The sequence below is a fragment of the Streptomyces sp. NPDC038707 genome (genome assembly GCF_040636485.1).
In the GTDB taxonomy this organism is placed as follows: domain Bacteria; phylum Actinomycetota; class Actinomycetes; order Streptomycetales; family Streptomycetaceae; genus Streptomyces.
On the sequence record NZ_JBEZUP010000008.1, the window covers coordinates 42,531 to 65,223 of the forward strand.

At 72.7% G+C, this 22,693-nt stretch carries 21 protein-coding genes and 1 riboswitch; of the genes, 5 read left to right on the forward strand and 16 right to left on the reverse strand.

Translation table 11 applies throughout. The features are described from left to right. Nucleotides 1–49 precede the first annotated feature (49 nt). On the reverse strand, nt 50–490 hold the full coding sequence (locus tag AB0E62_RS13345) for an Lrp/AsnC family transcriptional regulator (protein ID WP_362192249.1): 441 nt from the start codon (nt 488–490) through the stop codon (nt 50–52). Between the two features lie 235 nt (nt 491–725). On the opposite strand from AB0E62_RS13345, the gene AB0E62_RS13350 reads away from it, so the two are divergent. Continuing rightward, nucleotides 726–1,160, forward strand: a complete 435-nt coding sequence (locus AB0E62_RS13350) for a hypothetical protein (protein ID WP_362191865.1) — start codon at nt 726–728, stop codon at nt 1,158–1,160. Nucleotides 1,161–1,590: 430 nt separating this feature from the next. Here the strand turns inward: AB0E62_RS13350 and AB0E62_RS13355 are convergent, their stop codons facing one another. Further along, complete coding sequence (locus AB0E62_RS13355; RefSeq protein ID WP_362191867.1) at nt 1,591–2,763, reverse strand: acyl-CoA dehydrogenase family protein; 1,173 nt, start codon at nt 2,761–2,763, stop codon at nt 1,591–1,593. Nucleotides 2,764–3,088: 325 nt separating this feature from the next. Here AB0E62_RS13355 and AB0E62_RS13360 point away from each other — a divergent pair, with 325 nt between their 5' ends. Then, a complete protein-coding gene (locus tag AB0E62_RS13360; protein ID WP_362191869.1) occupies nt 3,089–4,321 on the forward strand; it encodes a glycoside hydrolase family 18 protein in 1,233 nt (410 codons plus the stop codon). A 135-nt stretch (nt 4,322–4,456) separates the two neighbouring features. On the opposite strand, the gene AB0E62_RS13365 is transcribed toward AB0E62_RS13360, so the two are convergent. From AB0E62_RS13365 to AB0E62_RS13380, 4 genes are all read right to left on the reverse strand, one after another. Further along, nucleotides 4,457–4,597 carry an SCO1431 family membrane protein gene (locus AB0E62_RS13365; protein ID WP_362191871.1) on the reverse strand — a complete coding sequence of 47 codons (141 nt, stop codon included), beginning with the start codon at nt 4,595–4,597 and terminating at the stop codon, nt 4,457–4,459. 111 nt (nt 4,598–4,708) lie between these two features. Further along, nucleotides 4,709–6,079, reverse strand: a complete 1,371-nt coding sequence (locus AB0E62_RS13370) for a peptidase C39 family protein (RefSeq protein ID WP_362191873.1) — start codon at nt 6,077–6,079, stop codon at nt 4,709–4,711. A gap of 205 nt (nt 6,080–6,284) precedes the next feature. Further along, the gene (locus AB0E62_RS13375; protein WP_362191875.1) at nt 6,285–7,811 is read right to left on the reverse strand and encodes an amino acid permease; all 1,527 of its coding nucleotides are present in this window, start codon (nt 7,809–7,811) and stop codon (nt 6,285–6,287) included. Between the two features lie 124 nt (nt 7,812–7,935). After that, nucleotides 7,936–8,892: a hypothetical protein gene (locus AB0E62_RS13380; RefSeq protein WP_362191877.1), complete on the reverse strand. Its 957-nt coding sequence runs from the start codon at nt 8,890–8,892 to the stop codon at nt 7,936–7,938. Between the two features lie 325 nt (nt 8,893–9,217). On the opposite strand from AB0E62_RS13380, the gene AB0E62_RS13385 reads away from it, so the two are divergent. Beyond that, a complete protein-coding gene (locus AB0E62_RS13385) occupies nt 9,218–9,838 on the forward strand; it encodes a hypothetical protein (protein WP_362192251.1) in 621 nt (206 codons plus the stop codon). A gap of 429 nt (nt 9,839–10,267) precedes the next feature. Continuing rightward, entirely contained in the window at nt 10,268–12,136 is a 1,869-nt protein-coding gene (locus tag AB0E62_RS13390) for an AAA family ATPase (RefSeq protein ID WP_362191879.1), read from the forward strand. A gap of 73 nt (nt 12,137–12,209) precedes the next feature. Here AB0E62_RS13390 and AB0E62_RS13395 read toward each other — a convergent pair whose 3' ends face one another. The 10 genes from AB0E62_RS13395 to AB0E62_RS13440 all read right to left on the reverse strand — a co-directional run bounded on the left by AB0E62_RS13395 (nt 12,210) and on the right by AB0E62_RS13440 (nt 21,271). After that, nucleotides 12,210–13,283 carry a hemolysin family protein gene (locus tag AB0E62_RS13395; protein WP_362191881.1) on the reverse strand — a complete coding sequence of 358 codons (1,074 nt, stop codon included), beginning with the start codon at nt 13,281–13,283 and terminating at the stop codon, nt 12,210–12,212. Beyond that, nucleotides 13,280–14,614: a hemolysin family protein gene (locus tag AB0E62_RS13400; RefSeq protein WP_362191883.1), complete on the reverse strand. Its 1,335-nt coding sequence runs from the start codon at nt 14,612–14,614 to the stop codon at nt 13,280–13,282. Before AB0E62_RS13400 ends, AB0E62_RS13395 begins: the two co-directional genes overlap by 4 nt. A gap of 164 nt (nt 14,615–14,778) precedes the next feature. After that, the gene (locus tag AB0E62_RS13405; RefSeq protein ID WP_362191885.1) at nt 14,779–15,240 is read right to left on the reverse strand and encodes a PH domain-containing protein; all 462 of its coding nucleotides are present in this window, start codon (nt 15,238–15,240) and stop codon (nt 14,779–14,781) included. An 11-nt stretch (nt 15,241–15,251) separates the two neighbouring features. Continuing rightward, a complete protein-coding gene (gene hisG / locus AB0E62_RS13410) occupies nt 15,252–16,100 on the reverse strand; it encodes an ATP phosphoribosyltransferase (protein WP_362191887.1) in 849 nt (282 codons plus the stop codon). 50 nt (nt 16,101–16,150) lie between these two features. Further along, the gene (locus tag AB0E62_RS13415) at nt 16,151–16,423 is read right to left on the reverse strand and encodes a phosphoribosyl-ATP diphosphatase (protein WP_023552153.1); all 273 of its coding nucleotides are present in this window, start codon (nt 16,421–16,423) and stop codon (nt 16,151–16,153) included. Between the two features lie 34 nt (nt 16,424–16,457). Further along, the gene (gene ribH / locus AB0E62_RS13420; RefSeq protein WP_362191888.1) at nt 16,458–16,943 is read right to left on the reverse strand and encodes a 6,7-dimethyl-8-ribityllumazine synthase; all 486 of its coding nucleotides are present in this window, start codon (nt 16,941–16,943) and stop codon (nt 16,458–16,460) included. Nucleotides 16,944–16,966: 23 nt separating this feature from the next. Next, on the reverse strand, nt 16,967–18,256 hold the full coding sequence (locus tag AB0E62_RS13425; protein ID WP_362191889.1) for a bifunctional 3,4-dihydroxy-2-butanone-4-phosphate synthase/GTP cyclohydrolase II: 1,290 nt from the start codon (nt 18,254–18,256) through the stop codon (nt 16,967–16,969). Then, a complete protein-coding gene (locus AB0E62_RS13430; RefSeq protein ID WP_362191890.1) occupies nt 18,253–18,894 on the reverse strand; it encodes a nicotinamide mononucleotide transporter family protein in 642 nt (213 codons plus the stop codon). Before AB0E62_RS13430 ends, AB0E62_RS13425 begins: the two co-directional genes overlap by 4 nt. After that, the gene (locus AB0E62_RS13435; RefSeq protein WP_362191892.1) at nt 18,891–19,496 is read right to left on the reverse strand and encodes a riboflavin synthase; all 606 of its coding nucleotides are present in this window, start codon (nt 19,494–19,496) and stop codon (nt 18,891–18,893) included. Before AB0E62_RS13435 ends, AB0E62_RS13430 begins: the two co-directional genes overlap by 4 nt. Nucleotides 19,497–19,656: 160 nt before the next feature. Beyond that, nucleotides 19,657–19,787, reverse strand: a riboswitch (FMN riboswitch). A gap of 260 nt (nt 19,788–20,047) precedes the next feature. Beyond that, a complete protein-coding gene (locus tag AB0E62_RS13440) occupies nt 20,048–21,271 on the reverse strand; it encodes an ROK family transcriptional regulator (protein WP_362191894.1) in 1,224 nt (407 codons plus the stop codon). A 132-nt stretch (nt 21,272–21,403) separates the two neighbouring features. Between AB0E62_RS13440 and AB0E62_RS13445 the strand changes: the two genes are divergently transcribed. Beyond that, the gene (locus AB0E62_RS13445) at nt 21,404–22,618 is read left to right on the forward strand and encodes an MFS transporter (RefSeq protein WP_362191896.1); all 1,215 of its coding nucleotides are present in this window, start codon (nt 21,404–21,406) and stop codon (nt 22,616–22,618) included. The last annotated feature ends 75 nt before the right edge of the window (nt 22,619–22,693 follow it).

Here is a 22,693-nt window from a genome sequence, read left to right on the forward strand (position 1 = left end):
GGGGCACGTCCGGGCGGCACCCGGTGGCGGTCCGCCGGGCCGGGCGGGGTCAGATCTTCGGCGGGCGGGCCTCGTACGGGGTGGACAGGACCACCGTCGTACGGGTCGACACTCCCGCCAGCGACCGCAGCCGGGCCAGGAGTTCCTCCAGCTCGTGCGGGGTGGCCACGCGTACCTTGAGGATGTAGTTCTCGTCGCCGGCGACGCTGTGGCAGGCCTCGATCTCGGGGACGCCGGCGAGGCGGTCCGCGATGTCGTCGGGGGCGCTGGGGTCGAACGGTTTCACCGAGATGAACGCGGTCAGCGGCAGCCCGACGGCCTCCGGGTCGACCACCGCGGCATAGCCGCGGATGACGCCACGCTGTTCGAGCCGGCGCACCCGCTGGTGCACGGCCGACGTGGACAGGCCCGTGGCCTTGCCCAGGTCTGTGTAGCTCATCCGCCCGTCCTCGACGAGCAGCTGCACGATCTGACGGTCCAGCTCCTCCATGCCGCCAAAACCTACAGTGCGCTTGATCTCCACGGATACCTCGGAGCGACAGGTCATGCGCCATACCCCGGAAAAAGCCCCGGGACGGGCATCCGCGCACGCTGTGTGACGAACGCCACACGACTGCGGCGGGCTCCGTGATGTTCTCGTGATTACCGCAGACGACGGACGGGAAGTGCTTGCTGTGGTCGAGGCCGCAGTGCCTTTCACGGCCCAGCCTTAGGGGGAGAAACCCATGCAGAGTACCCATCGCCCTGGTCGATCTACGTCCGCACGGCCGCGGCAGGTCGCCGAGCCCGAGCCGGAGGGCGTCGAACCCGACGCCTACGACGACGAGCTGGACGCCTACGACACCTTCGAGATGTACCGGGTGATCTGCCCGGACTGCGCGCAGCCGATCGCGCTGCTGGCGGACGAGGAGATCCTGCCGGAGCACGCGCTGTGCGCCTCGCCGTGGAACCCGTTCGGGCTCACGGTGTGCGCGGGTACGGGCCGTCCGGCGGCCGACGCCCGCCCCGCGGACGAGTCCGCCGCGCCGCAGGAGCAGGACACCGCCCTGCTGCTCACGCTTCCCCAGGGTCTGAACTGGCGGACCCAGCCCTTCTCGCACGTCGGCGGCCCGGGCTCGCGCCCGATGCGCGTGCCGGTGCTGCGCGACCAGGCCGCCTGAGCCGGCTCACCCTTCCCCGTACCCGCCCCGCGCCATGGCGGCAGGCTGTCATGGTGCGGGACCGGCGTGCCCGCGTCCGTGGGCGGCGGCTTCGCCGGCGCACGGTTCATGCCCAGGGGGCCGGCCGGACGGGTGCCCGTGCTCGGCGTGGGGCCGGACGCGCGTGGACTGACGCTCGATTCCGCCGGCGGGTGACCTGTCCGGCCGTCGGCGCGTTGCCCGGGTATGACCCCCACGTACCCGGCGACCGGGCGTCAGCGTCGTACCTTCGTCCCCCGGCCGGCGGACACGCGCGTGCCGCCCCCGGCCCAGGACCCGCCGATCTACCGGGAACTGCTGCGGGCCTGGGCGGACCGGGGCCGCACCCTGCCGGGCCGTCATGACCCGGAGTGGGCCAGGCTGGCGGCCCCGACGGTCCTCCCGGGCCAGTTCAGCGACCTTCTGGGCCCGCCACATGACGGGCGATGACCATCCGCTGGATCTGGTTGGTGCCCTCGACGATCTGCAGGACCTTGGCCTCGCGCAGGTAGCGCTCGGCCGGGAAGTCGGCGGTGTAGCCGTAGCCGCCCAGGATCTGCACCGCGTCCGTGGTGACCTTCATGGCCGTGTCGGTGCAGTGCAGCTTGGCCATGGCGGCCTGCTTGGCGAACGGCCGGCCCGCGTCCCGCAGCCGGGCGGCGGCGAGGTAGAGCGCGCGGCCCGCCTCGATCTGGGTGGCCATGTCGGCGAGCATGAAGCGCAGGCCCTGGAAGTCGGCGATGGGCCGGCCGAACTGGCGGCGCTCGGTGGCGTACCGCACCGCCTCGTCCAGGGCGGCCTGGGCGAGGCCGATGGCGCAGGCGGCGATGCCGAGCCGGCCGGAGTCGAGCGCCGACAGGGCGATGGAGAAGCCCTGGCCCTCCTCGCCGATGCGCCGGCTGTCCGGGACCCGGACGCCGTCGAGGTGCACCTGGGCGGTGGGCGAGCCCTTCAGGCCCATCTTCCGTTCGGGTGCCGCGCCGCTCAGGCCGGGCGCGTCAGCGGGGACGAGGAAGGCGGTGATCCCGCGCGGGCCGTCCTCGCCGGTGCGGGCCATCACGGTGTAGAAGTCGGCGATGCCGCCGTGGGTGGTCCAGGCCTTGGTCCCGTCGATCACCCATGTGCCGCCTTCGCGGACGGCCTTGGTGCGCAGGGAGGCGGCGTCGGAGCCGGAGGACGGCTCGGACAGGCAGTAGGCGCCGAGGAGGCCGCCGCCCAGCATCGCGGGCAGGTGCTCGACCTGCTGCTGCTTGCTGCCGTAGGTGGCGAGGGCGTAGGAGGCGAGCGTGTGCACGCTGACGCCGATGCCGACGGTGAGCCGGGCCGCGGCCAGTTCCTCCAGCACCTGGAGGTAGACCTCGTACGGCTGGTCGCCGCCGCCGTACTCGGCGGGGTACGGCAGGCCCAGCAGGCCGGACTCGGAGAGCAGGGTGAAGACCTCGCGCGGGAAGCGTCCGGCGTCCTCCTCCTCCGCGGCCTTCGGCGCGATCTCGCGCTGGGCGATCTCCCGGACGAGGGCGAGGAGGTCCCTCGCCTCTTCCGTGGGCAGTTGACGCTCCACCGGCTGCGGGTCGCGGTCGGACATGGCGTCGGGCTCCTCCCTGTTCGGACACCGGCGGCACGGCCCGTGGTGGGGCGGCTCCGCCTGATCGTTCCGCTGTGCCGAGGCGCCCGCTTCCGGGTCTCGGAAGGTGCTGACCAGCGGCATGCGCTGTGAGTATGCCCGATCGCCGACCTCCCGTCACCAGTTAACGACCGCTTACTTCAGGATTCTCGCGCGGGCTTCACGCGGGGGTGGAATTGGTTCGAACCATTGACCTACTGGTCTAGTCCTCCTACTGTGCAGGCCACGCCTTACCGCGTTCATGCCAATCGGCGCGCGTTCCCCTCCCCCACGAGGAGACACACCGATGCACACTCCCCACCGCTCGCTCGTCCGGACGCTCGTCTCGGCGGCGTGTACCGCCGCCCTCGGCGCCGGCCTGCTGGCCGGGACGGGCACCGCCACCGCGGCGGCCCCGAGCGCCCCGCAGGTCACGGCCGGCTCCAAGGTCGTCGGCTACTTCACCGAATGGGGCACCTACGACCGCAAGTACTACGTCAAGAACATCGAGACCTCGGGCTCCGCGGCCAAGCTGACCCACATCAACTACGCCTTCGGCAACGTCACCGGCGGCAAGTGCGCCATGGGCGACTCCTACGCGGCGACCGACCGCGCCTACACCGCGGCCGAGTCCGTGGACGGCGTCGCCGACACCTGGGACCAGCCGCTGCGCGGCAACTTCAACCAGCTGCTGAAGCTGAAGAAGAAGCACCCGGGCCTGAAGGTCCTGTGGTCCTTCGGCGGCTGGACCTGGTCGAGCGGCTTCGGCGAGGCCGCGAAGAACCCGGCCGCCTTCGCCCAGTCCTGCTACGACCTGGTGAAGAACTCCAAGTGGGCGGGCGTCTTCGACGGCATCGACATCGACTGGGAGTACCCGAACGCCTGCGGCAACACCTGCGACACCAGCGGCCGGGACGCGTTCCGCACCCTCATGGCGGCGGTCCGCGCGAAGTTCGGCTCCGGGAACCTGGTCACCGCGGCGATCACCGCGGACGCCACCGGCGGCGGCAAGATCGACGCGGCTGACTACGCCGGTGCCGCCCCGTACGTCGACTGGTACAACCCGATGACGTACGACTACTTCGGCGCCTGGGACGCGAAGGGCCCGACCGCCCCGCACTCCCCGCTGAACTCCTACTCGGGCATCCCGAAGGCGGACTACTACACCTCGGCGACGATCGCCAAGCTCCGGGGCCTCGGCATCCCCGCCTCGAAACTGCTGCTGGGCCTCGGCTTCTACGGGCGCGGCTGGACCGGTGTCACCCAGACGGCGCCCGGCGGCACGGCCACGGGGCCGGCGGCCGGCACGTACGAGCAGGGCATCGACGACTACAAGGTGCTCAAGACCAAGTGCCCGGCGACCGGCACGGTGGCCGGCACGGCCTACGCCAAGTGCGGCAGCGACTGGTGGAGTTACGACACCCCGGCGACCATCGCCACCAAGATGACGTACAAGAACCAGCAGGGCCTCGGCGGCACCTTCTTCTGGGAGCTGAGCGGCGACACCGCGAACGGTGAGCTGATCAAGGCGATCAACTAGCCCGGACACCCCCGGCCGCCCGCCCGCCCGCCCGTCAGTCGTCCCGGCGGGCGGGCGGCGGCTGCGGCCGGGCCGGCGACCGGGTCCCGAGGCCGGAACGCGCGCTTCGCAGCGCCGGTTCGGAGGAGCGCCGGTTCAGAGCAGTCCGAGCTGGGTCACGAGCATCGCGAACACCGCGACGAGGACCCAGCCCATGACGTGCTCGAGCAGGTCGGGGCCGTCTTCCTGGGGGCCGCCGGTGACGGCGCGGGCGGCGGTGGCCGGGTGTGCGGTCATGGTGTCACTCACAGAAATCGGACGTCTACGGCGTGAATCCCCCACCCCTGACGTCCACCATGCCACCCGCGACGGCGTTCGCGGCGATGAGCTTGGTCACAGGGCGGCGGCTCAGCGCACGCCCACCGCGGCGAGGGCCCTGCGCTGGCGCGGGGTCGGACGGGCCGGGAAGTACAGGTAGCAGACTCCTCCGGTGCCGGAGACGACCTTGCCGGAGGCGTTGTACCGCTTCGTGCGCAGCCAGACGTTCTCCCATTCGCGCCGTTTGTAGACGCGCCGTACCGCCTCGTCGCTCGGTGAGGCCGGGTCGTTGGCGATCACGTCGCCGTCGGCCGTGAAGCCGATGACGGTCATCAGGTGGCCGGCGGTGCCGTAACCGGCCCCGGTCAGCTCGCTCTTGAGGAACGACTGGGAGGTTATGGCCGGGATGCCGGCCGCGATCAGCGTCTCCAGGTCGGTGAGGGAGGCGAGCCGGGTGACCACGCCCTGCAAGCCCTCGAAGGTGGCCGCGTAGGCGGCGTTGAAGGGCCAGTTGCCGCAGCCCTCGTACTGGTGGTCGTAGGTGGAGCGGGCCGCGTGGCAGACCTGCGGGTCGGCGTAGGACGGGTCGACCCAGGACAGCTGCTCGGGAGTGAGCCGGCCGCCCCAGTACTCGACGATCATCTGCGAGGAGGTCGGGCTGCACCAGGCCTCGCCGCCGTTGTCGTACTCGGGGTACTGGCCCTTGTGGATCTCCTGCGAGTAGCGCGGGACGGCCAGTTCCCGGGCGAGGCCGGGCGTGGAGGCCGGGACGGTGAAGCGGTCGGGGACGTCGGAGCCCATCGCGCCCAGCCGCCAGACGGTCGGCGTGAGCCGCGTGCCGGGCCTGCGGTACAGGGTCAGGCGCAGCCGGTACGACGTCAGGCGCAGGCCGGTGCTCGCATCGTCGAGGGCGAGGGTGTCGGTCCAGACGGTGCTCCTGCCGTCCCGCTGGCCGTCCACCGAGGTCCGCCGGATGTCCTGGTCGCCGGCCGCCCAGCGGCCCATCACGTACCAGGGCGTGCCGGTGCCGTCGGAGTACGTGCCGCGCAGCTCGGCCTGGAGCCAGGTGCCCTCGGGGGTGTGCGCGTTCCAGGAGGCGATCAGCTCGGTCGCGGGCACGGTGAGCCGGTGCTCCGGCCCGGTCCAGGTGGCGTACTCCCAGGTGGCGGTGGTCCCGGTGTGCGGGTCGGTGTAGTCGGTACGGCCGGCGGGGGTGCCGATCACCACGCCGGGCCGGTGTCCGGCGACGGCCCGGGTGCCCTCGGCCGTCCCGGAGCGCCAGTCGCGGTACGTGGTCCAGGCGTGGTAGTCGACCGGGCGGGCCTGCGCCGGGGCGGGGCCGCGCGTGCGGAGGGCGGATCGCGGTGCGGCGACGGCGGCGGGGGCCGCGGTGCCGGTCACCGCCGTGGCGACGGCCACCGCCAGGACGGTTCTGCGGGAGGGCTGTTCGGCTCTGCTCATGGGCGCGATGACCCCCAGGGTGTCCGAGTCGGGCTGGTCCGGTGCGGTAACTATGGAGCAGGCCGGATCGCGCTGCCAGCACTTCGGCGCATGCCGCGCCAGGAACATTGGTCCCGTCCACTGGCGGCGGCACCGGGGGATCCGCATGTCCGCATGTCCGCCTGTCTCCGGGCCCGGGCGGGCGGTCGCCCGGGCCCGGGAGCGGTCAGACCAGATCCATCGCGGCGACCTCGTCGGGCCGTCCGTAGCTCACCGGCCCCTGGAAGCGGCGGCGGGCCGTGGCGAACCACCACACCGTGGCGATCAGCAGGACGACGGCGAGCGCGATCGGGGCGTAGTTGAACGAGTCGACGGTGATCGGGGAGGCCTGCGGGAGCATGAACAGGACGCTGCTGAGCAGGATCCACACCACCGCCAGCCAGCCGATGGGCCTGCCCCAGCGGCCCAGGTGCCAGGGGCCGGGCTGGAAGGCGTCACCGAGCCGCAGCCGCAGGAAGATCGGCACGGCGTAGGCGAGGAAGAGGCCGACCACGTTGACGCTGACGATCGCGGTGAACGCCGTGTGCGACCACCAGCCGGGCACCACCAGCGCCAGCGAGCAGCCGACCGCGAGCCACACCGCCTTCACGGGCGTGCGGGTGCGCGGCGAGACCGAGTGCCACCAGCGGGAGCCGGGCATGGCGCCGTCCCGGGAGAACGCGAAGATCTGCCGGGTGTTGCTGGTGAGGTTGGCGAGACCGCAGAAGAGCATCGCGCCGATGACGATGAGCAGCAGCACCTTCGCGGTCCGCAGCCCGAGGCCGTCGATCAGGATCTGGATGGGCGGGGCCGCCGCGCCGGCCACCTTGGCGTAATCGCCGATGCTGTAGACCAGTGCCAGCATCAGGACGAGGCCGGCGATCGCCGAACAGCCGATGGCGCGGGTGATCCCCTTCGGGGCGCTGACCGTCGCCTGGACGGTTTCCTCCGACATGTGGAAGCTGCCGTCGAATCCGGTGAAGGTCCAGCTGGTGACCAGCAGGCCGAGCATGCCGCCGTAAAGTCCGCTGGTGAAGCCGGTGTTGTTCTCGAAATGCGTGACGAAGGACGCGGACTGGTGGTGGTCGGGCATCACGATCAGCGCGCCGACGATCACGACGAGTCCGATCAGCAGCCACCACACGGAAATGCGGTTCAGTATGGCGACGAGCTGGACGGTGAAGGTGTTGGCGAGCCCTTGCAGAACGATGATCAGGGCCGTGATCAGCACCGTCTGGTGCGCGGTCGGGTGGTAGGAGGGCCACTGGAGCTCCACGAACACCTGGATGAAGGTGGCCGCGGCGTATCCGGTGGCGGCGGTGCCGCCGATCTGGCCCACGAAGTTCAGCCAGCCCGTGAACCAGGACCAGGCTCCCTTGTGCCGCTTGGCGAGTTTACCGGCGGAGAAATAGAGGGCGCCGCTCGTGGGATAGGCGGAGGCGACCTCCGCCATGGCCGCTCCGATGAGCAGGACCATCACCGAGACGCCGATCCAGCCGAACACGAGAATCCGCGGTCCGCCCGCGTTCATACCGAATCCGAAGGACGAGAAAATGCCCGAGAGGATATTGATGATGGTGAACGAGATCGCGAAATTGTCGAACGCTTTGAAGCGCCGGGTGAGCTTGCGTGGATAACCCATCGCGTGCAGCGTGGCGTCGTCGTCGAGCACGACGGCGTCCGCGGCCCGGGCGTGCGCCGGGGAAGTCGACATCCGTTCCGACACGGATCGGCCTTTCTCTGGAGGGAGACAAGGGGGGACAGGGGTGCTGGGGGAACAGGAGGGGCGGAGGAGGTGACGAGGTACGGCACGGAGCGGCCCCGGAGGACGAGCGGGGTCAGCCCGGCCCCGGGACGGGCAGGCCGCAGGCACGCCGGGCCCGGGAGAGCTGCTCGACGGGGTCTCCGAAGGCACTCCAGGGCATGCGGGAGGCGTACGGGCCCATCGCCGCGAACACCGCCCGGGCCTCGAACTCGCGCTGCCCCATCACCAGCGCGTGCGCGAGGTAGGCCAGGTCGAGCACCGGGGTGAAGCGGTAACCGGCCACCGCCGGCAGCCAGTTCTGGTAGATCGCCAGCGCGGTGGAGCGCCACTGGGGCTGTTCCCAGACCCGGTCGGCGAGCAGCTGGGTGGGGTTGTAGCTCTCCACCAGGGCCACCAGGGGCAGCAGCCGCAGGGGGGAGTCGGCGGGTGCCCGCTGGCTGAGGAAGGCGGCCACGTCCCAGGCGGCGGTGACCGAGCCGCCGTGCCGGGTGAAGAAGCAGGACAGGAAGCGGTGGTGGGCCTCGCGGTGCCAGGGGTCCAGGGACAGGATGTGCGCGAACAGCCGCCAGGGGCCGGGCGGCGAGGTGAGCAGGCCCTTCGGGGCCGGGTCGCGCAGCCGGTGCAGCCGGGCCATGGCGAGCCGGGCGACCCAGGGCGTGGGGTCGGCGGGGGCCGCCTCGGCGGCCCGGTCGCAGGCGGCCAGCGCTATCCGCTCCAGTGCCTCGGCGCGGTCGTCGCGCGCGTCGGCGGCCCGCAGGGCGCGCTGCACGGCCACCCGCGCCCACATCAGCGCGGCCTCGGGGGTCGGCTCCTCGGCCAGCCAGCGCTCCACCAGATCGGTGTCGGCCGCCTCGGAGGCGAGCACGAGCGAGCGGTGGGCGCGCAGGCCGAAGTCGGTACGGGTCTCGGCGAGGGCCTCGTCGGCGGACCGGTACCGGCCGGCGCGCACGTCGACGCACACGCTCGCCAGCACCCGGTCGTCGGCCGCCGGATGCCACACGTAGTGCCCTTCGAATAAGTCCGCGGCCATGTCCCCCTGCCCGTCACCGTGCGACGCATCACGTTGCGCAGGAGGCACCTTACTCAGCGTGGGGCACACCCGGAACGCCGAATTCGACATATCGGTCAGCGAATTCGGATTGTTTATCGACGCCTTCGGCCGGCCGGCGGCCGATGATTCAACGCCGGACTTTTCCCGGCCCCGCGCCCGGCCGGGTGGTACGGCGGCCCGGACGGCGGCGCGGCGCCCCCACCGGCTCCCGGCGCCCCCGGCTCCCGGCGGCCCCGGCAGGCGCGCCGCCACTAGACTGTTCCGCGGAAAACCGCCCGCACCGCACCACACCTCGGGAACCGCCATTCACGACCTCGCCGCCCGGCTGCGCGGACTCCCCCCGTCCCTGGGGCCGGTCCGGCTGATCGGCGTCGACGGGCACGCCGGGTCCGGGAAGTCGACCTTCGCCGGGCGGCTGGCGCGGGCGCTGGGCGGGGCGCCGGTGGTCCACCTCGACGACTTCGCCAGCCACGATCGGCTGTTCGCCTGGACCGGCCGGCTGATGACCCAGGTGATCGAGCCGCTGGGCCGCGGCGAGAGCGGGTACGTCACCCCCTACGACTGGCGGGCCCGCGCCTTCGGCGCCCCGAGTCCGCTGCCGGCCGCGCCCGTGGTGCTCGTCGAGGGCGTCGGCGCCGGCCGCCGGGCGCTGCGGCCGCACCTGGCCCGGCTGCTGTGGATGGAGGTGCCCCGGGAGGACTCCTGGGCGCGGGGCCGGCGGCGGGACGGGGTGGAGCAGCGGGAGTTCTGGGACGGGTGGGTCGCGGCGGAGCGCGCGCACTTCGTCACCGATCCCTCACGCCCGCACGCCGATCTCCTGGTGCTCCAGCGACGAGGGGGATACGAGGTGCTGCCGGGACCCGCCGCGGCCCCCGGATCCGGGCCCGGTGTGACGCTCCGTGACGACCCCTCCGCATTGTGGTGAAGTTGTGAAGACTCTTGCGGCACAAGTTCTCCGAGTGCCTCAACTGCGCTTGACCGAGGGCCCGTACAGGACTTACGTTCTCAATGTGCGGCTTTCGGAGCCGCCCGCCGACACGAAGCCCCCGGTTGTTCCCCCGTGACCGGGGGCTTCGTTCTGCCCGCGCGGCCCGGTTTCCACGCGTCGGCGCACCGGCTCTCTCACCCTGGGTCACGAAACACCGCGCGCCCCATCCGCCCCCACCTCGCCGAACGCCCTGTGCGGCACCCTTCGGCAGGTACCCGCACCGCGGGTACGATGCCCTCGGTGCGACCTTCGAGCGGCAGCCTCGCGCACCTGCAACTCCGGTCCGCGGTACGGCGGTTCGACCGCGGTGGCCACCGGGCGACTGCCCGGTGGTGAATCACGGGGGCATGGTCTGTGGGGGGACGGATGGACTTCGGCACGCAGGGCCCCGAGGCTCCGGCCGACCTCGCCTGGCTGCGGGGGGTGGACGCCTGCACGATGGGCGCCTACCCGCAGGCGGAGGAGGAGTTCCGCACCGCGGTGCGGCTGGACCCGGGCATGGCGGACGCCTGGCTCGGACTGCACGCGCTCCGGATCGACACCACCACCGCGCTGCTGCGCATGTTCCGGCACCGCGACCGCTTCGGCGAACAGCGCGCCCGGCACCGCCGCTCCCTCAACTCCTGGTACTGGCTCGGCTGGTGGGTGCAGCCCGTGCTGGAGAGCCCGCGTGATCTGCTGCTGGCCCACGCCTCCCACTGGCTGGACGGCCGGCACGTGCCCGAGCTGGACCGCGCCCTGGCCGGGCTGCCCCCGGTCGACACCGACCCGCAGGTCCGCTTCCTGCACGCCTGCCGCGCCTATCTGGTCAAGGACTGGGACCAGCTGGTCCGGCACACCGATCCGCTGCTGGACGATCCCCTGCTCGGCATCGAGGCCGGGCTGTTCGGCGGCATGGCGCGGGTCCGGCTGGAGATGTACGGCCAGGCGGAGCCGCTGCTGTCCGCCGCGCTGATGCGGTGCCGCAGCGAGCAGCCGCAGCGCAAGGAGCTGCGCTACTGGCTGGCGCGGGCGCACGAGGGCACGGGACGGTCGGCCGCCGCGCTCCCCCTGTACCGGGCGGTGCACCGGGTCGACCCGGCCTTCATGGACACCTCGGCCCGGCTCGCGGCGATCTCCGAGGGCGACGGGTACGACGAGACGGGCGACCTCGCCGCGATCACGCTGACCGGCGCGGGACAGGACACGGTGGACGGCCCGGACGGGTTCGATCCGCTGTTCGGCACGGAGGGCCGTGATCTGCGGCTGCCGGAGCCCGACCCGCCGGCCGGGCCGCCGCCGGCGGTGGCCGGCCCCTCGGTGCGGACCAGGACGGGCCCCGGGGGGTCCGCCCCGCCGGTCCCGGCCGGGCCGACCGACCCCGCGTTACTCGAGCAGGCGCTCGCCGAACTGGAGCGCATGGTGGGCCTGGAGCCGGTCAAGCGCCAGGTCAAGGCGTTGTCCGCGCAGCTGAACATGGCGCGGCTGCGGGCCGGGCAGGGTCTGCCGGTGCAGCCGCCCAAGCGGCACTTCGTCTTCTCCGGCCCGTCCGGCACGGGCAAGACCACGGTCGCCCGCATCCTGGGCCGGGTGTTCTACGCCCTGGGCCTGCTCGGCGGCGACCATCTGGTGGAGGCCCAGCGCGCCGACCTGGTCGGCGAGTACCTGGGCCAGACGGCCGTGAAGGCCAATGAGCTGATCGACTCCGCGATCGGCGGGGTGCTGTTCGTGGACGAGGCGTACGCGCTGTCCAACTCCGGCTACGGCAAGGGGGACGCGTACGGCGACGAGGCGCTCCAGGTGCTGCTGAAGCGGGCCGAGGACAACCGGGACCACCTGGTGGTGATCCTGGCGGGCTACCCGGAGGGCATGGACCGCCTGCTCGCCGCCAACCCCGGACTGTCCTCCCGCTTCACGACCCGGGTGGACTTCCCCTCCTACCGGCCGCCGGAACTCACCGAGATCGGCAAGGTGCTCGCGGCGGAGAACGGCGACCAGTGGGACGAGGAGGCGCTGGAGGAGCTGCGGTCCATCGCCGGGCACGTGGTCGACCAGGGGTGGATCGACGAGCTGGGCAACGGGCGGTTCCTGCGGACGCTGTACGAGAAGAGCTGCGCCTACCGGGACCTGCGGCTGTCGTCGTACGCGGGTTCCCTGTCCCGGGAGGACCTGGCGACCCTGCGCCTGCCCGACCTGATGCAGGCGTACGGCGAGGTGCTGTCGGGGCGGGGACCGCACGATCCGTCCGCGTACTAGCCGAGCGCCCCGGAGGGACGCGGGGACCGTGCGGCCGGCCCGGCGCCGGCCGCACGGTCCCGCCGTCACCGGGCTATCCGGCGAGTGCCTCCTCCGGCTCCCCGCTCGCCCTGGGGTCCGGCATCTCCCGGTGCGCCGGGTCCCGGACCTCGCCCACCAGCATCTCCAGTACGTCCTCCAGGGCCACCAGGCCCAGCACCTTGCCGGACGCGTCGGCGACCTGGGCGAGGTGCGTGGCCGCCCGGCGCATGACGGTCAGGGCGTCGTCCAGCGGCAGCTCGGCGCGGAGCGTGGCCATGGGCCGCCAGACCTGCTGGGGGACGGCCCGGTCGGAGTCCTCCAGGTCGAGGACGTCCTTCACGTGCACGTACCCCATGAAGGGGCCCTTGCCGGCCGCGGCGACCGGGAAGCGGGAGTAACCCGTGCGGGCGGTCAGCTCCACGATGTCCCCGGGGGTGACCGACGGCTCCACCGTGACCAGGGACTCCCGGCGCAGCAGGACGTCCGTCACCGGGCGGGAGCCCAGTTCCAGGGCGTCCTCCAGCCGCTCGCGCTCCTCGGGGTCGAGGAGGCCGGCCTCGCCGGAGTCCTCCAGCAGGCGGTTGAGCTGCTCGGTGGTGACGACCGCCTCCACCTCGTCCTTCGGCTCCACCCGGAACAGCCGCAGGATGCCCTGCGCGCAGGCGCCGAGGGCCACGGTGACCGGCCTGCACAGGCGGGCGAACCAGACCAGGCCGGGGCCGAGCCAGAGCGCCGCCTTCCCGGGCGCCGCCATGGCCAGGTTCTTCGGCACCATCTCGCCGATGACCAGGTGGAAGAAGACCACCGCGACCAGGGCTATGACATAGCCGAGGGGGTGGATCATGCCGTGCGGCAGGTGGATCCACTCGAACACCGGCTCCAGCAGGTGTGCCACCGTCGGCTCGGCGACCGCGCCGAGGGTCAGGGAGCAGACGGTGATGCCGAACTGGGCGGCGGCCATCATCTGCGGCAGCCGTTCCAGGCCGTGGAGCACCTGGCGGGCGCGGGCGGTGCCGAGCGGCTCGATCTGGCTGCGGCGGACGGAGACGAGCGCGAACTCGGCGCCGACGAAGAATCCGTTGGCGAGCACGAGCAGCGCGGCGAACACCAGTTGCAGGGCGCTCATCGGGCGGCCTCCGTGGCGCTCGTCGCCGGGGCCGTCCTGACCAGGCGGACCCGTTCGGCGCGGTAGTGGCCGACCTGGCGGACCGAGAGCCGCCAGCCGGGCAGTTCGGCCCGGTCGCCGGGGGCCGGGATCCGGCCGAGCAGATCGGCGACCAGTCCGGCCACGGTCTCGTACGGCCCCTCGGGCACCTCGAGGCCTATGCGCGTCAGGATGTCGACGCGGCAGCCGCCGTCCACGTCCCAGGCGGGCCGGCCGTCCTCGGGCGGGGCGGGGGCCAGCTCGGGCATGTCCTTGGCGTCGTGCTCGTCGCGGACCTCGCCGACCAGTTCCTCGACGATGTCCTCCAGGGTGACGACGCCGGCCGTGCCGCCGTACTCGTCCACGACGACCGCGATGGGCTGCTCGCTGCGCAGCCGGGCCAGCAGGGGCTGTACGGGCAGGGTCTCGGGGACCAGCAGCGCCTTGCGGGCGATGCGGCCCACCGGGGTGCGCAGCCGGTCGTGGGCCGGGACGGCCAGCGCGTCCTTGAGGTGGGCCATGCCCACGACCTCGTCGATCTTCTCCCGGTAGACGGGGAAGCGGGACAGGCCGGTGGCCCGGGTGAGGTTGACGACGTCCTCGGCGGTGGCCGAGTCCTGCAACGCGCTGACCTTCACCCGCGGGGTCATCACGTGCTGTGCGGTCAGCTCGCCCAGGGACAGGGTGCGCACGAACAGGTCGGCCGTGTCCTGTTCCAGGGCGCCGGCCAGGGCGGAGTGCCGGGCCAGGGAGACGAGTTCGCCGGGGGTGCGGGCGGAGGCCAGTTCCTCGGCGGGTTCCACACCGAGGGCGCGGACCAGCCGGTTGGCGACCGTGTTCAGCGCGGAGATCACCGGGCGGAACAGCAGGGCGAAGCGGTGCTGCGGGCCGGCCACGAAGCGGGCGACCTGCAACGGCCGGGACACCGCCCAGTTCTTGGGCACGAGTTCGCCGATCACCATCTGGATCGCGGAGGCCAGCAGCATGCCGACGACGACCGCGACACCGCCGGCCGCCCCGTCGGGGATGCCGAGCGCCGTGAACGGGCCGCGCAGCAGCTCGGCCAGCGCGGGTTCGGCGAGCATGCCGACGACCAGGGAGGTGATGGTGATGCCGAGCTGGGTGCCGGAGAGCTGGAAAGACAGCTCCTTCAGCGACTCCACGACCGTACGGGCGCGCGGGTCGCCGTCGGCGGCGGCCTTCTCGGCGTCCGGGCGCTCGACCGTCACGAGGCCGAACTCGGCCGCCACGAAGAATCCGTTGGCGAGGATCAGCAGCAAGGCCGCGGCGAGCAGCAACAGGGGGATGGTCACGCGGCCACCGCCTCGCCGCTATGTCGGGCAGGGGTGGCGCGGGTACTACAGGACGATCCGTCCATCGCCGGAGGGGGTCACTCCTCGGGTAGCAGGAACCCCTGTGCACCGGGTGGTGCGCAGGGGCGGAGGCGCGGCGGTCCGGTCTCCGCCCACCAGATTAATCAAGTTCTGGGCTCGTGCGGCAGGGCGGGCGAGCCGGAGCGTGCCTCGGCGAGTTCCCGGAGGGTCCGGGCGTCGGCGATGGCCTGCCGCTTGGCGATGCCCGGCTGGATGCCGAGCGCGGGCAGGCTGGTGCCGTCGCTGAGGTCGAGGAACACCCAGGGGTCGCCCGGCCGGAGGTTCACCCGGAGGATCTCCGCCCAGGCCAGGCGCCGCTTGCTCGCGATGTTGACGACGGTGACGCCGGAGTCGTCGGCGACCACCTTCACCCGGGCCAGCTGGGCGAGCACCCAGAGGCAGAGCGCCCCGGTGAGGATGAAGCTCAGCCGGGAGCCCGGGCCGAGGTTCTCCAGCAGCAGCGCGATCCCGGAGATCACCACGAAGATCAGGACTCCGGCGGTGAGCAGGATCGCCCGGGTGCGGCCGGGCCGGAAGGTGACGGGCAGGGTGGGCAGGTCGGACATCTCCGTACCCCTCAGAGGCGGCAGGCGTGGATGGCCGTGGTCAGGATGGCGCGGGCGCCGATGCCGTAGAGGTCGTCCATGATCCGCTGGGCCTCCTTGGCGGGGACCATGGCGCGGACGGCGACCCAGCCCTCGTTGTGCAGCGGGGAGACGGTCGGGGACTCCAGGCCGGGGGTGAGCGCGACGGCCTTCTCCAGCTGCTCCACCCGGCAGTCGTAGTCCATCATCACGTAGGTCCGGGCGACCAGGACGCCCTGGAGGCGGCGCAGGAACTGCTGGACCTTGGGCTCCTCGATGTCGGCGCCGGCGCGGCGGACGACGATGGCCTCGGACTTCATGATCGGCTCGCCGAAGACCTCCAGGCCCGCGTTGCGCAGGCTGGTCCCGGTCTCCACGACGTCGGCGATGACCTCGGCGACGCCCAGTTCGACGGCGGTCTCGACGGCGCCGTCCAGGTGGACCACGGAGGCGTCGATGCCGCTGTCCGCGAGGTGCCCCGCGACGATCCCCTCGTAGGAGGTGGCGACCGTGCGGCCCTTGAGGTCCTCGATGCCTGCGGCGGTGCCGGGCTTGGCGGCGAAGCGGAAGGTGGAGCGGCCGAAGCCGAGCGGCAGGATCTCCTCGGCGTCGGCGCCGGAGTCGATCAGCAGGTCACGGCCGGTGATGCCGATGTCGAGGCGGCCGGAGGAGACGTAGATCGCGATGTCGCGGGGGCGGAGGTAGAAGAACTCGACCTCGTTCTCCAGGTCGACGGTGCGCAGCTCCTTGGACTCCCGGCGCTGCTGGTAGCCGGCCTCATGCAGCATCTCCGCCGCAGGGCCGGACAGGGAACCCTTGTTGGGGACGGCGATGCGCAGCATGAGGTCGGCTTCCTTCGTTCGTTCTCTGTGGGAGGGGTGCGGGGTGCGGCTTACAGGTGGGCGTAGACGTCGTCCAGCGAGATGCCGCGGGCGACCATCATCACCTGGACGTGGTAGAGCAGCTGCGAGATCTCCTCGGCGGCCGCCTCCTTGCCCTCGTACTCGGCGGCCATCCAGACCTCGGCGGCCTCCTCGACGACCTTCTTGCCGATGGCATGGACGCCCTTGCCGACCAGCTCGGCGGTGCGGGAGGTGGCGGGATCGCCGTGGGCGGCCTTCTGCTGGAGCTCGGTGAACAGCTCCTCGAACGTCTTCTTGGACATGGTGAGCCCCACCCTAGCCGTTGTGGCGGGCGGCCTAGTGCCAGGGTTCGGATACTGAGCGGAGCGTGGCCGCCGTCGCCACGGCCGCCGTCACCGCCTCGTGGCCCTTGTCCTCGCTCGATCCCTCGAGGCCGGCCCGGTCGAGCGCCTGCTCCTCGGTGTCGCAGGTGAGCACGCCGAAGCCGACGGGGACGCCGGTGTCGACGGAGACCTGGGTGAGGCCCTGGGTGACGCCCTGGCACACGTAGTCGAAGTGGGGGGTACCGCCCCGGATGACGACGCCGAGGGCGACGACCGCGTCGTAACCGCGGCCCGCGAGGACCTTGGCGGCGACCGGCAGCTCGAAGCTTCCGGGGACCCGGATCAGGGTCGGCTCGTCGATGCCCAGGTCGTGCAGGGCGCGCAGGGCGCCGTCCACCAGGCCGTCCATCACCTTCTCGTGCCACTGCGCCGCGATGACGGCGACCCTGAGGTCGTCCACCTTGCGTACGGACACGTCCGGTGCGCCCTTGCCGCTCACGTCTTACCTCCGTGCTCTTTCGCTTACTGGTTGCCGCAGGCCGACACGGCGGGTGTGTCGAGCCAGGGCAGGTCGTGCCCCATCCGGTCCCGCTTGGTGCGCAGGTAGCGGAGATTGTGCTCGCCGGCCTGGACGGGCATCGGCTCGCGGCCGGTGACCTCGATGCCGTGGCGCCGCAGGGCGTCGGTCTTGTCGGGGTTGTTGGTCATCAGCCGGACCTCGCGCACGCCGAGGTCGGCGAGGATCCGCGCGCCGGCGCCGTAGTCGCGGGCGTCGGCGGGCAGGCCGAGTTCCAGGTTGGCGTCCAGGGTGTCGTGCCCCTGTTCCTGGAGTTCGTAGGCGCGCAGCTTGGACAGCAGGCCGATGCCGCGTCCCTCGTGTCCGCGCAGGTAGACGACGACTCCGCGGCCCTCCTCCTGGATGCGGCCGAGCGCGGTGTCCAGCTGGGGCCCGCAGTCGCAGCGCAGGGAGCCGAAGACGTCGCCGGTGAGGCATTCGGAGTGGACGCGGACCAGGACGTCCCGGCCGTCGCCGAGGTCGCCGTGGACGAGGGCGACGTGCTCGACGCCGTCGACGGTGGACCGGTAGCCGCAGGCGGTGAAGGTGCCGTGCCGGGTGGGCAGCCGGGTGGCGGCCTCGCGGCGGACGGTGGGCTCGCTGCCGCGGCGGTAGGCGATGAGGTCCTCGATGGAGATGATCGTCAGGCCGTGCTTGCGGGCGAACGGGATCAGCTCGGGCAGGCGGAGCATCCGGCCGTCCTCGCCGGCGATCTCCACGATGGCGCCGGCCGGGCGCAGGCCCGCGAGCCGGGCGAGGTCGACGGCGGCCTCGGTGTGGCCGTTGCGGGCGAGGACGCCGCCGGCCCTGGCGCGCAGCGGGAAGACGTGGCCGGGGCGGACGAAGTCGCTGGGTCCGGCCGTGCCGCTCGCCAGCAGCCGGAGCGTGGTGGCGCGGTCGGCGGCGGAGATCCCGGTGCTCACGCCGTGCGCGGCGGTGGCGTCCACGGAGACGGTGAACGCGGTCTTCATCGACTCGGTGTTGCCCTCGACCATCTGCGGCAGCCGCAGCCGGTCCAGTTCCTCGCCCTCCATGGGGGCGCAGATCAGTCCCCGGCACTCGCTCATCATGAAGGCGACGATCTCGGGGGTGATCTTCTCCGCGGCGACGACGAGGTCTCCCTCGTTCTCCCGGTTCTCGTCGTCGACGACGACGACCGGGCGGCCGGCGGCGATGTCGGCGATGGCCTGCTCGACCGGGTCGAGCGCGAAGTCCTCCAGGCCGTGGGTGTCGTGGAGGACGGGTGCCGAGGTCATGCCGGCGCTCCTTCCAGTGTGGGCCGCGCGGCCTTGCGGGAACGCAGCCACCAGTCGCGCATGCCCCACAGGACGAGTGCGCCGTAGATGACGTAGACGAAGCCGGAGAAGGCGTAGCCGTTGGCGAAGTTCAGGGGGACGCCGACGAGGTCGACGAGCAGCCAGGCGAACCAGAACTCGACCATGCCCTTGGCCTGGGCGTACATCGCGACGACGGTGCCGACGAAGATGTACGCGTCGGGCCAGGGGTCCCAGGACAGGGACGGGTATGCCTGGAACAGCAGGGCGACGGCGACCGTGCCGGCGCCGGCGGCGGCGATCATGGCCACTCGCTCGCGCCAGGTGGCGAACCGGGGGGTGATCTCGCCGTCACCGGACCGGTTGCGGGTGCGCTGCCACTGCCACCAGCCGTACAGCGCGACGGCCATGACGACGACCTGCTTGCCGGCGCTGCCGGTCAGATGGCCGTAGAAGGCCGCGAAGAGGACGAGGCCGGACAGGAACTGCACGGGCCAGGTCCACAGGGAGCGGCGCCAGCCGAGGGCGAGGGTGATCAGGCCCAGGATGTTGCCGGTCATGTCCGACCAGATGATGTGCTGGCCGAAGAGGGTGAACGCCTCGGAGTTCAGCCAGTTCACCGGCCGGCCTCCTGTCCGGCCGCGAGCAGCCGCTCGACGTACTTGGCGATCACGTCCACCTCCAGGTTGACCGGGTCGCCGGGCTGCTTCACGCCGAGCGTGGTCAGGGCGAGGGTGGTCGGGATGAGGCTGACCGTGAAGTGGGCCGGGGCCGCCTCCACGACGGTCAGGCTGATGCCGTCGACCGTGATGGAGCCCTTCTCCACGACGTAGCGGGAGAGGTGCGCGGGGAGGGAGATCTTGACGATCTCCCAGTGCTCGGAGGGCGTGCGGGCCAGGATCTCGCCGGTGCCGTCGACGTGTCCCTGCACGATGTGCCCGCCGAGGCGGGCACCGACGGCGGTGGGGCGCTCCAGGTTGACGCGGGAGCCGACGGTGAGCGCGCCCAGGCTGGAGCGGTTCAGGGTCTCGGCCATGACGTCGGCGGTGAACTCGTCACCCTCGTGCTCGACGACGGTGAGACAGACCCCGTTCACGGCGATGGAGTCGCCGTGCCGCGCGCCCTCGGTCACGACGGGGCCGCGCAGCCGGAAGCGGGAGGCGTCGCCGAGGTTCTCGACGGCGGTGACCTCACCCAGCTCTTCGACGATTCCGGTGAACACTTCCCGGGTCCTCCTGCCTCTTCGGGCACGGACTCCGGGGCTGTCGATGACGACAGAACACGGGTCGAGCACACACCGGAGGCGTCGCCGGACGGACGCGTCCCCACAGGGACGAGCATCGGTACGGCGGCGCGCACACGGAGACACGTATGCCCGCCCGCCGCGCACTGCCTCCCATCCGGACTTTAACCGTCGGTCCAGGAATTCCACCTGGTCAACCGGCCGCTGGAAGCGACCGGGTCGCGGACTGTAACCGCCGGTTCGGACTTTCACCGACCCCGGAGTGCGCTGCTTCTGGTACAGGGCCAGTGTGCCATGCCCGTCACTCGTCCATACGGGTGGACCGTGTGGCCTCCCTCACAGTGGGTGCCGGTGCTTTCGCGCCACGCGACCGCCCCCGGCAACCGGCCGATGGGCCTGGGGAGTTGAAGTGGTCCGGACCATTGACCCTACTGGTCTAGTCCTCTTAGGGTGCGGACGGGCCCGGCGGCGGTGACGACGGCCCTTGCCCGCCGCCGGGCCGCCAAGTCGGGCCGGCCAGGCGGGGCCGGCTACCGCTCCGCCGGCGCGAACAGGTCGTCCTGCGCCCGATCCCGCGCGGTCAGCAGCGCCCCGCGCAGCACGGCCGCCCCGCCGAGACCGCTCGCCCGCACCTCGGTGGCCAGCGGCGACATCCGGCGCAGCCGCTCCCCCACCAGCCCGGCCAGCGCCGCTCCCCCGGCCCGGCCGACCTCGCCGCCGAGCACCACGCAGCCGGGGTCCAGGACGGCCGCGACCGAGGCCGCGCCGACGGCGATCCGGTCGGCCAGGGCGCCCAGGAAGCGCTCGTCGGCCGCGGACGCCCGCGCCGCCGCGGCCTCCACCACCCGCGCCGCGCCCGGCCCGTCCGGCGCGCCGGGCACCGGCAGTCCGCACTCGGCGGCCAGCGCGACGACCGCCGCCGCCCCGGCCAGCGAGTGGAAGCCGCCGTCGCAGTCGGTCGCCGAGGGCAGCACGCTCGTGCCCGGCACCGGCAGGAAGCCGATCTCCCCAGTGCCGCCGGAGGCGCCGCGGCGCAGGGTGCCGTCCAGGACGACCGCGGCGCCGACGCCGTGCCCCAGCCAGAGCAGGACGAAGGTGTCCCGGTCGCGGGCGGCGCCCTCGCGCTGCTCGGCCAGGGCGGCCAGGTTGGTCTCGTTCTCGACGGTCACCCGGGCGCCGGGCAGCCGGTCCTGGAGGGCGGCGACCAGGCTGCGGTGCCAGGCCGGCAGGCCGGCGGAGTCCCTGAGGTCGCCGGTGGCCGGGTCGATCAGGCCGGGCGCGCCGATGCCGACGGTGTGCAGCCTCCCCCACGCCGGAACCCCCTCGCGCGGCGGCTCCCCCACGGCGGCGGCCTCCTTCACGGCGCGCTCCACCGCGGCCACCGCCCGCTCCACGGCGAGCCCGGTCCCGGTGTCCCCCCCGATCGGCGCGGACTCCTCGGCGAGCACCCGCCCGAGCAGGTCGGAGACCAGGACGAGGACGCCTTCGGTGCGCACGTCGAGCGCGGCGAGGTGGGCGCGGCCGGCCACGATGCCGTAGAGCCGGGCGTTCGGGCCCCGGCGCTGCTCGCCGGACTCGCCGACCACCGTGATCAGCCCGGCGGCCGTGAGCCGGTCCACCAGGTCGGCGACCGTGGGCCGGGACAGGCCGGTCAGCTGCTTCAACTGCCCTGCCGTCAGCGGGCCTTCCTGCTGCAACAGCCGCAGGGCCAGCCGGTCGTTGAGGGCCCGGGCGGTGCTGGGTGATGCGGGCATGTCGGGAATCCTCCCAGATCGCAGCGGCCCGGACCGTCGTACGGGCCGCGCTGGACGCCCTATCTATCAGGCAGGGTTCCTGATAGTTTACGGCCGGGTTGCCGGGCGGGCCGGCCGGGGAGGGACAGGACCATGGGTGACATGAGCCGCACGGGCGACGAGGTCCGGCGCGCCCGGTACGCCGTGGCGGCCGTGTTCGCCGTGCACGGCTCGGTGACCGGTTCGTTCGCCACGCGGGTGCCCTGGATCCGGGAGCACGCCGGGCTGAGCGCCGGCCAGCTGGGGTTCGCGCTCGCCTTCACGGCGTTCGGGGCCGCCTGCGCGATGCCGCTGGCGGGCCGGATCACACACCGTTTCGGCAGCCGTGCGGCCCTGCGCGGCCTGCTGGCGCTGTGGACGCTGGCCCTGGTGCTGCCGTCCCTCGCGCCGAACCTGGTCACCCTCTGCCTGGCGCTGTTCGCCTACGGGGCCTCCTCGGGCATGTCCGACGTCACGATGAACGCGCTCGGCGTGGAGGTCGAGCGGCTGCTGGGCAGGTCGGTGATGTCCGGGCTGCACGGCATGTGGAGCGCGGGTGCCCTGACCGGCTCGGCGGCCGGCACCCTCGCAGCGCATCTCGGCGCGGACGCGCGGCTGCACTTCGCGCTGGCCTCCGCCGTCCTCACCGTGCTCGGGGCCACGGTCTGCGGCTGGGTGCTGGACGTCCAGCCCGCCGAGGACGAGGAGCCGCCCCCGCGGTTCGCGCTGCCGCCGCGTTCGGCGCTGCTGATCGGCGCGGTCGGGTTCTGCGCGGTGTTCGCCGAGGGCGCGACCCTGGACTGGTCGGCGGTGTTCCTGCGGGACCGGCTGGACAGCTCGGCCGGGCTCGCGGCGTCCGCCACGACCGGCTCCATGCTGACCATGGCCGTGGCCCGGATCGCCGGGGACGCGGTGGTGAACCGCTTCGGCGCGGTGCGCACCGTACGGGCCGGCGGTGTGCTGGCCGTGCTGGGCGGGCTCCTGATCGTGCTCGCGCACCACCCGGCGCAGGCCATGGCCGGGTTCGCGCTGATGGGGCTCGGCATCGCGGTGGTCGTCCCGCTGTGCTTCGCGGCGGCCGGCCACGCGGGCCCCAACCCGAGCCAGGCCATCGCGGGCGTGGCGACCATCACGTACACGTCCGGGCTGATCGCGCCGAGCCTGATCGGCGGGGTGGCCCAGGCGACCAGCCTCATGGTGTCGTTCTGCGTGGTCACGGCGCTGGGCTGCGGACTCGCGGCCTTCGCGGGCGTCCTGCGCACCGCCGAACGCCGGGGCCGCGCCGAGGCCGGCCCGCGGAGCGCCGCGGTGCCCGACCCGCGCGCCTGAGCGATCGGCCATGTGAACGCGGTTCACAAGGGCGGCCGCGGGCGCGAAGAACCTCCGCTTACCCGCACAATGGTT

Coding starts and splice junctions, on each gene's coding strand:
- AB0E62_RS13345 (WP_362192249.1), bottom strand. CDS start 490: ATGGAGGAGCTGGACCGTCAGATCGTGCAGCTGCTCGTCGAGGACGGG.
- AB0E62_RS13350 (WP_362191865.1), top strand. CDS start 726: ATGCAGAGTACCCATCGCCCTGGTCGATCTACGTCCGCACGGCCGCGG.
- AB0E62_RS13355 (WP_362191867.1), bottom strand. CDS start 2,763: ATGTCCGACCGCGACCCGCAGCCGGTGGAGCGTCAACTGCCCACGGAA.
- AB0E62_RS13360 (WP_362191869.1), top strand. CDS start 3,089: ATGCACACTCCCCACCGCTCGCTCGTCCGGACGCTCGTCTCGGCGGCG.
- AB0E62_RS13365 (WP_362191871.1), bottom strand. CDS start 4,597: ATGACCGCACACCCGGCCACCGCCGCCCGCGCCGTCACCGGCGGCCCC.
- AB0E62_RS13370 (WP_362191873.1), bottom strand. CDS start 6,079: ATGAGCAGAGCCGAACAGCCCTCCCGCAGAACCGTCCTGGCGGTGGCC.
- AB0E62_RS13375 (WP_362191875.1), bottom strand. CDS start 7,811: ATGTCGACTTCCCCGGCGCACGCCCGGGCCGCGGACGCCGTCGTGCTC.
- AB0E62_RS13380 (WP_362191877.1), bottom strand. CDS start 8,892: ATGGCCGCGGACTTATTCGAAGGGCACTACGTGTGGCATCCGGCGGCC.
- AB0E62_RS13390 (WP_362191879.1), top strand. CDS start 10,268: ATGGACTTCGGCACGCAGGGCCCCGAGGCTCCGGCCGACCTCGCCTGG.
- AB0E62_RS13395 (WP_362191881.1), bottom strand. CDS start 13,283: ATGAGCGCCCTGCAACTGGTGTTCGCCGCGCTGCTCGTGCTCGCCAAC.
- AB0E62_RS13405 (WP_362191885.1), bottom strand. CDS start 15,240: ATGTCCGACCTGCCCACCCTGCCCGTCACCTTCCGGCCCGGCCGCACC.
- hisG (WP_362191887.1), bottom strand. CDS start 16,100: ATGCTGCGCATCGCCGTCCCCAACAAGGGTTCCCTGTCCGGCCCTGCG.
- AB0E62_RS13415 (WP_023552153.1), bottom strand. CDS start 16,423: ATGTCCAAGAAGACGTTCGAGGAGCTGTTCACCGAGCTCCAGCAGAAG.
- AB0E62_RS13425 (WP_362191889.1), bottom strand. CDS start 18,256: ATGACCTCGGCACCCGTCCTCCACGACACCCACGGCCTGGAGGACTTC.
- AB0E62_RS13440 (WP_362191894.1), bottom strand. CDS start 21,271: ATGCCCGCATCACCCAGCACCGCCCGGGCCCTCAACGACCGGCTGGCC.
- AB0E62_RS13445 (WP_362191896.1), top strand. CDS start 21,404: ATGGGTGACATGAGCCGCACGGGCGACGAGGTCCGGCGCGCCCGGTAC.